The organism is Nesterenkonia alba DSM 19423, from assembly GCF_000421745.1.
Classification (GTDB): domain Bacteria; phylum Actinomycetota; class Actinomycetes; order Actinomycetales; family Micrococcaceae; genus Nesterenkonia; species Nesterenkonia alba.
Genome location: NZ_ATXP01000027.1, coordinates 1 through 6,335, shown reverse-complemented (window position 1 = coordinate 6,335; position 6,335 = coordinate 1). Strand labels below are relative to the sequence as shown.

At 58.6% G+C, this 6,335-nt stretch carries 8 protein-coding genes; 4 read left to right on the top strand and 4 right to left on the bottom strand.

What is annotated here, in order from left to right; genetic code table 11:
- Positions 1 to 293 (top strand): integrase core domain-containing protein (locus tag H578_RS15295; protein ID WP_156837341.1); only part of this gene is annotated, 293 nt, incomplete at its 5' end.
- Here the strand turns inward: H578_RS15295 and H578_RS15130 are convergent.
- The 4 genes from H578_RS15130 to H578_RS0111870 all read right to left on the bottom strand — a co-directional run bounded on the left by H578_RS15130 (position 286) and on the right by H578_RS0111870 (position 3,721).
- Positions 286 to 711 (bottom strand): ABC transporter permease, encoded by a 426-nt coding sequence (locus tag H578_RS15130; protein WP_051130892.1) that lies wholly within the window; start codon positions 709 to 711, stop codon positions 286 to 288. The two genes, H578_RS15295 and H578_RS15130, sit on opposite strands and share 8 nt — an antisense overlap.
- Positions 708 to 2,225, bottom strand: coding sequence for a sugar ABC transporter ATP-binding protein (locus H578_RS15125; RefSeq protein WP_033420660.1), 1,518 nt, complete (start codon positions 2,223 to 2,225; stop codon positions 708 to 710). Before H578_RS15125 ends, H578_RS15130 begins: the two co-directional genes overlap by 4 nt.
- Before the next feature lie 52 nt (positions 2,226 to 2,277).
- Complete coding sequence (locus H578_RS0111875; protein WP_022873895.1) at positions 2,278 to 3,291, bottom strand: sugar ABC transporter substrate-binding protein; 1,014 nt, start codon at positions 3,289 to 3,291, stop codon at positions 2,278 to 2,280.
- A 91-nt stretch (positions 3,292 to 3,382) separates the two neighbouring features.
- Positions 3,383 to 3,721, bottom strand: a complete 339-nt coding sequence (locus H578_RS0111870; protein WP_022873894.1) for an antibiotic biosynthesis monooxygenase family protein — start codon at positions 3,719 to 3,721, stop codon at positions 3,383 to 3,385.
- Positions 3,722 to 3,820: 99 nt separating this feature from the next.
- Between H578_RS0111870 and H578_RS0111865 the strand changes: the two genes are divergently transcribed.
- From H578_RS0111865 to H578_RS0111855, 3 genes are all read left to right on the top strand, one after another.
- Entirely contained in the window at positions 3,821 to 5,866 is a 2,046-nt protein-coding gene (locus H578_RS0111865; RefSeq protein WP_022873893.1) for a hydantoinase/oxoprolinase family protein, read from the top strand.
- Positions 5,863 to 6,033, top strand: coding sequence for a hydantoinase B/oxoprolinase family protein (locus H578_RS16090; RefSeq protein WP_022873892.1), 171 nt, complete (start codon positions 5,863 to 5,865; stop codon positions 6,031 to 6,033). Before H578_RS0111865 ends, H578_RS16090 begins: the two co-directional genes overlap by 4 nt.
- A gap of 39 nt (positions 6,034 to 6,072) precedes the next feature.
- Positions 6,073 to 6,335: transposase (locus tag H578_RS0111855; protein ID WP_022873891.1), on the top strand; the 263-nt coding region annotated here is incomplete at its 3' end.

The following is a 6,335-nucleotide window of genomic DNA, read 5'->3' as shown; positions in this document are numbered from 1 at the left end:
CCTTCATCGCCGCCCACCCCGAGCTACACCACGTGCGCACCCGAGTGAAGACCCCGGGGCAGAACGGGTCCCGTGAACGCGGCTTCGGCACGCTGAAGTACGAACGGCTCTACCTGGACGAGATCGACGACGCGATCGTGCTCGCCGAGCGGGCCGAGGACTACCGGATCGAGTACAACGAGCTCCGGCCCCACGAGGCCATCTCATGGAACCGGCCCAAGGAGGTGCACCTGGGCCTGGCCGACCCCACCACCCCGACATTCAAAACCAAGGAAATCCTGCCAACTACTTGACGCGGGACATGGCCAATGTCGCCAAGAAAGAGTGCACTTTAAGCGTTGTGATGGCAAAACCATTGAGTACACCGAGGATCAAACCAATAACAGGCGCCATCAGGAGACCGAACCATGCGTGTTCCGTCTGCATGGCTACCCAGGCGGCAAGTACCGACCCTACGCTGAAGATGGCACCTGTTGAGAGATCGAAGTTCCCCGAGATGATGACGAATGTCCCGGCAGCAGCGATGATCGCCAGCGGTACGTTCTGGTTCAAAATGTTGAGCATATTGCCCGTGGAGAAGAATGCCGGGTGTGCGAAAGCTAGCCCGAGGCATACCAGAGCAATAAGAATCAGAACCGCGTAATCACGCAGGAACAAAAGGACGTACGTTGCGTCGAGGGTGCGGCGCTTGGCCGGCGCTGGCGCAGTCATGAATCAAGTTCCTCTTCTTCCAGATCTTCGAGCGCAAAGAGCGTGCGAACGACTTCGTCGGCAGTCAGTGCGTCTGGGTCTACTTCTTTTACAGTGCGTCCGGAGCTAAGGACATAGGCGCGATGGGCAAGCCCCAGAACTTCGTCGTGCTCGCTGGATATGAGCAACACGGCCATGCCCGCTTCGGCCATTTTGGCGATTGCTTCGTAGATGGTTCGTTTAGCTCCGACATCCACCCCTCGGGTGGGTTCATCGAGAATGATGAGCTCTGGCCCCCCGATCAGCCACTTGCCAAGCAGTGCCTTTTGCTGATTACCACCGGAAAATCCTTCCGCAGAGAGTTCAATCCTGGGTGGTCGCATTTGAAGGTGTCGCATCTGAGAATCGACGTCGCGCTTTTCCCGCCCGACGTGCAGAACGCCCGCCGCTGAATAACGCCTGAGACTGGCCAGACTGACGTTCTCGCGCACTGACCGCTGGAGGATTAGGCCGTCGTGGTGACGAGATTCCGGCACCATGCCAACACCGGCGGCCACCGCATCACGGACACTCCAGCCAGAAGGAACGGGCGTTCCCTTGTACACAATTTCGCCAGCAGTACGCTCATCGGCTCCAAAGATCGTGCGGGCCAGTTCTGATCTGCCTGACCCGACGAGGCCAAGCAAACCAACGATCTCTCCTGCCCGCACTTCTAAACTCGCCTCGACAACACCAGAGCGGGAGGCCAGAGCGCTGACCTTCAGAACAGGGGGATCCTCACTCGAAGGAGGGGGCAGCTTCTCGGGGTAAGCGTCTTCAAGGACCCGCCCGAGCATGGATTCCACCAGCTTGTCTTTGCTGACGTTCTCATTGGGATAGGAGGCTACACATACACCGTCCCTGAGCACCGTCAGATGGTCACTAATCTCAAGGACAGCATCCAAGAAGTGGGAGACGTATACAACGGCACACCCTTGCTCGCAGAGACGTTTGATGAGTTCGTGCAGTCTCTGTGTCTCCGTGGCTGATAGAGATGATGTGGGCTCATCGAGCACAATGACTCTGGCATTGCGAGCCAGCGCGCGTAAAATTTCGACCTTCTGCTGGTCTGCGATCCCCAAGTCACCTACCAGCGTTTTGGGATCGAGACCGAACTCCACACGAGCATCGAGTTCTCGGTAGCGTCGAACGAGAGTTTTCCTCAAGACGCCGAATGTTCGGTCCTCCTGGCCTAAGAAGACATTCTCGGCGACCGTAAGCTGAGGGGCGAGCGCCAGTTCTTGGGCGACCATAGCGACACCTGCAGCCTGCGCTTTGGCCGGATCCCACCGATCAACCTTTTGTCCGTCAACGAGGACGTCACCTGAATCGGGGCTGTAGATTCCCGCGATGACCTTGCCGAGGGTCGATTTACCGGCCCCGTTCTCGCCAACAAAGGCATGCACCTCGCCCCCACGGAGCTGCACATCTACCCGGTCTAAAGCGAGCGTTCCGCCGAAACGTTTGGAGATACCGCGCGCCTCGGCGAGAGTCACTTGCGAAGCGCTCCCTGACTCCGCCGAGGTCGCACGGTGCTGCGAGTTTTGCTCAGCCATCCCACTCGGCTTCGAAGTCAGGATCGATCGTGTCCTCTGTCGCATAGGGGTCAATCTCACCGACCTCATCAGCATTGATGTAGGTCTCGACCTCGTCACCCTGAAGCGCGTTGATGACCTGCTCCAGGGCTACTTCGCCCATACTTACGGGGAAGTTGATATAAGCGGCCTTCCACGTGCCCTCTTGGACGTTCGCCACTGCCTCCGTGGTTCCTCCGCCACCGGTGATATACACGTCAGCCGGATCGATACCAGCTTCCTCAATCGCGACAGTGGCACCCAGAGAGTGTTGGTCAGCGTTAGAGAGGAGAACGTCAAAGTCTGGATTGGCCTGAAGCACATTCTGCATCGCGGACATTCCCTGATCGCGATCGTATGCGCCTTCGACCGTAGCCACGATCTCAATGTGGTCATGCTCATCAAGGACTTCGGTGTATGCATCCCGCCGAGCGATGTCCAAGGGGCTATCCAGCAGCCCAACCATGAGGACCACTTCGCAGGGGTCAAGATCTTCGCAGTACTCGACCACGTCTTCTGCTTGCCGGCGTGCGGCATCAGAAGGCGGCACCGCCACGGTTGAGACGACTTCGTCCACCTGCGGTTCCATCTCATCAATGTCGGGACCGATAGGGTTAAGGCCCGTCACCACCGGAATGTCGTTCGCAAGAGGGAAAGCTCCGGCCAGCGAAGGTCCATCCTGAGGAACGACGACGATACCGTCATACTCGTTTCCAGTTGCTGCGTTCTCCAGCTGGGAAAGCTGTGTATTGGCGTCGAACTGACCGTCCAGAATGCTGACGTCAATATCGATGTCAGATTCTTCAGCGGCATTCTGCATACCTTCGTAAAAGGCCTGGTTGTATCCGTTCTGGGAGGAGGCCGCAAGAAAGGCGATGCTGTAACCGTCTTCTGGGACTTCTCCATCCCCTCCCCCATCCCCACAGGCAGTGATGAGGAGTAGAGCTGCTGCACTGGTTGCCAGTGCTGTCCGTGCGTTGGGGCTCATAAGATTTTCACCTTTCGGAGCGAGTAGTGTGTGACATGGTACAGGTCACATAGAACGGCGATCAAGAGTTTTTGTAAATTCCTTGTTACGCCTAGATTTCTTCTCGCACGACGTTCTCATCCACGCGACTTGCGCGTTGCTTCACTTTGAAAAGGCGGGCAGCTCCCGGCTCACCCACCAGCTCCGGGAGGCCGGCCGCAACCGTCCCACGGCGCGGATGATCGAGCCATTCTTGATATGCCTTGGCGTCGGGCCACGTCGCCGTCACGATGATTTCGGCCTCGCCCCCATCGACAGACACGCACAACTCAGAGCTGATCGCCCGGGTCTGTTCAAGCGAGTAACCCAGAACATCCCCAGCAGCAAAGATCGCTTCGATCTGGGGAATGTCCTCTGGGTTCGGAGTAAAACGCAGGACTGTGCGGAACATGAGTCTCCTTTGGGTCTGTCAAAGCTGGCGGATGCATAGCGGTTTAGCAGTGCCGTGTGACATAGTACTGATGGAATTGCTTCTGATTGGAGATCGCCAATGACAGCTAACACCCGCATCTCGGTGGACGTGGGGGGCACCTTCACCGACGTGGTCAAGCTCGACCCAGAAACGTCTGAGCTGCGTTTCGAGAAAGTTCCCACCACTCCATCCGACCCCAAAGAAGGGGTCCTCAATGCTTTCAAGAAAGCCGAAGCCACGATCCAAGAGGTCGTTTCCTTCAACCACGGAACAACGCTTGGACTGAACTCACTCCTGACTCGCACTGGGGCCAAGGTGGCCATTGTCGGCACTGAAGGGTTCCGCGACGTTTACCTCTTGGGTCGTACAGACCGGAAGCCCATGTACGACATCACTTATCGGAAACCAGAGCCTCTCCTGCGCCGTCGGGACACTTTTGAAGTAGAGGAACGGACTCTTTATGACGGTTCCATCTACAAGCCTCTGAATACAGGGCATGCGGAGGCTGTGGCCCGGGAAATTGCCGAAGGTGAGTACGACGCCGTTGCCGTGGCGTTTCTCCACTCCTATGCCAACCCTGAGAATGAGCTCGCCATGGGGAAAGTTCTCCAGGAAATTGTTCCTAATGTTGAAGTCACCCTCTCCCATGAGTTGTCCCGGGAGTATCGCGAATACGAACGTACTTCCACGGCGGTGCTCGATGCGTACATCAAGCCGATCGTTCGCCGCTACCTCACCGAATTGGGCGTCAATCTCGAATCGGCTGGTTTCGAGGGGCGCTTCCTCATGTCGCGCTCAGGCGGCGGAGCTATGACTGCTTCGGCGGCAGCGGAACAGCCGGTCAATCTCATCCTCTCCGGTCCTGCCGGAGGGGTAGTCGGAGCAGCGGCTATTTCCCAGGAACTCGGAGAACCCAACATCATCACCATTGATATGGGCGGCACCAGCTTGGACGCATCGCTTGTCATCGACCACGAGGCAGTCATGTACCAGGGCGCTGAATTCGAGGGCCTCCCCATCAACACTCCTTCGCTGTATATCCACACCATTGGGGCCGGCGGCGGGTCTATCATCGATCTGGATGAGGCTGGTGCCCTGCAGGTGGGACCGCAAAGTGCCGGGGCAGTACCTGGTCCAGCGGCCTATGGACGCGGTGGGACGGTTGCCACGTTCACCGATGCCGCCGTGAAGCTCGGCTACATGGGGGCCGACCTTGCCCTCGGCGGAGACCTGAAGCTCGACGAGGGACTGGCCGAGAATGCTCTGGCCCCCACGGCTGAGCGCCTGAGCATGAGCACGGCAGAATTAGCCCGCGGGGCGGTTCAGATTGCCAATATGAAGATCGTGGGTGCGGTGCGGGCCATCACGGTGGAGCTGGGCCGAGACCCCCAGGACTTCGCACTCATGAGCTTCGGCGGCGGCGGGGGCCTGGTCGCCGTCGATGTGGCCCGCGAACTCAATATTCCCCGAGTCATTGTTCCTCCGGGACAGGGTGCTTTCTCTGCCCTCGGCATGCTCATGGCCGATGTCCAACACGATTTCTCCCGCACAGAAGTCCAGCCACTGGAGGAAACTAACCGGGAGTTTTTCGAAAACACTTACGCGGCTATGGAGAAGGACGCTGCGGTTGCTCTTAAAGACGAAGGTTTCGCTGCAGAGGACCATATCTACCAGCGCAGTGTAGATGTGCGGTACTCCGGTCAGGAGCACTCCGCCACTGTCCCGTTTCCCGGAGAAGCAGACGACGTGGTGGCTGCCATCGGTGATGAGTTCGCCGTGCTGCATGAGCGACTCTACGGCCACACCATGTCTGATCCCGTAGAGATCACCACACTGCGGCTGAAGGCAACTGGCACCGTTCAGAAACCTCAATGGCCTCAGGCCCAACGGCGAAAGTCGGGGTCACCTCAGCCGGTTCTGCACCGCCAGGTGCACGTGCAGGACTCTCCTGTCTCCTATGCCGTCTATGTAAGGGAAGATCTCTTAGCCGGCGACGTCATCTCAGGCCCGGCAATCGTCGCTGAACACACCGCTACGACTGTGCTGCACGACGGTGATCGCCTTGAGGTGGGCACCATCGGAGAACTCACCATTCACATCCAGACCGAAGGAGCGGGCCAGTGAGCAACGCCATCACCCTCGAAGTTATTCGACACTCCCTCCTGGCCGGAGCGGATGAAATGGCCCGCAATCTCTGCAGGACCGCCTTCAATACGGTCGTCTACGAGATTCACGACTACGGCATCGGTCTCCATGACCCCCAGGGGGATGTTGTCGCGCGTCAGACTTAGTGGCAGGGCCGTTATGTAGGTCCTGAAGGAGAGTCAGTCATGGGTAGACCACCCTCGATTCCGGCGGAGAAGAAGACCCGGATAGTGCTGAGCGTGCTGGCCGGCGAGATGTCCATCGCCGAAGTGGCACGCAAGGAGAAAGTCAGTGAGCAGTCCATCGGACGGTGGAAGGCCGAGTTCCTGGAAGCCGGCAAGACCGCCCTGGTGGCCGGCAGGTCCGGACCATCCTCCCGAGAGGAACAGCTGGAGGCCGAGGTCGCCGAGCTGACCCAGGCCTTGGGCGAGGCACACCTGGAAGCCAG

Excerpts from the sequence above, each read along its gene's own strand:
- H578_RS0111865 (WP_022873893.1), top strand. The coding sequence starts at position 3,821 with ATGACAGCTAACACCCGCATCTCGGTGGACGTGGGGGGCACCTTCACC.
- H578_RS0111875 (WP_022873895.1), bottom strand. The coding sequence starts at position 3,291 with ATGAGCCCCAACGCACGGACAGCACTGGCAACCAGTGCAGCAGCTCTA.
- H578_RS0111870 (WP_022873894.1), bottom strand. The coding sequence starts at position 3,721 with ATGTTCCGCACAGTCCTGCGTTTTACTCCGAACCCAGAGGACATTCCC.
- H578_RS15130 (WP_051130892.1), bottom strand. The coding sequence starts at position 711 with ATGACTGCGCCAGCGCCGGCCAAGCGCCGCACCCTCGACGCAACGTAC.